Below are 603 nucleotides of genomic sequence, written 5' to 3' on the forward strand. Positions count from 1 at the left end.
GCACGACACAGCCAAAGAAGGAGAGAAAGAAGACCCAGACACCCACCGAATAACCCGCAAAGCTGGTCCAACGGGTGGGTCAGAATTCAATGCAAATCGTGGGTCAGGATTCCGTGCAAATCAACAGGCGATGCTGCAGAAGGCCGGGCAGTCCGACGCTGACGACGCATCGACGCCTGAGCAGGCCATCCGGGATCCGTTCGTGCTGGAGTTTCTCGACCTGAAGGACGAGTACTCCGAGTCCGACCTCGAAGACGGTCTGATCCGCCACCTGACTGACTTCCTGCTGGAGCTTGGCGACGACTTCGCCTTTCTCGGCCGGCAGCGACGGTTGCGGATCGACGACGCTTGGTTCAGGGTGGACCTACTTTTTTTTGGCTCGCCCGAGACGGTAACCATCGACAAAAGCGGCTCCAATCTGGCCACGCTTACCGCGGTGAGTGCCGAGCGCGAGATGCCCATCACTGTTCGTCAGGTCAAGTATTTGAACAACATCGTGGAGGTGCGACACGAGGTCGCTTATAGAAGTTGTTCTCACTTCTCGCCGCATAGAAGGAGAGAACCACCGGTGTCACCCGGTGAATCCAGGAGCCTGAATCAAGA

The 603-nt window shown here is 57.4% G+C and carries 1 pseudogene; it reads left to right on the top strand.

The annotated features are described in order from the left end of the window. Positions 1–118 precede the first annotated feature (118 nt). Positions 119–603 (top strand): annotated as a pseudogene (locus tag FSO04_RS49150) (PDDEXK nuclease domain-containing protein); the annotation flags it as partial.

This window comes from Paraburkholderia madseniana (assembly GCF_009690905.1).
GTDB lineage: Bacteria > Pseudomonadota > Gammaproteobacteria > Burkholderiales > Burkholderiaceae > Paraburkholderia > Paraburkholderia madseniana.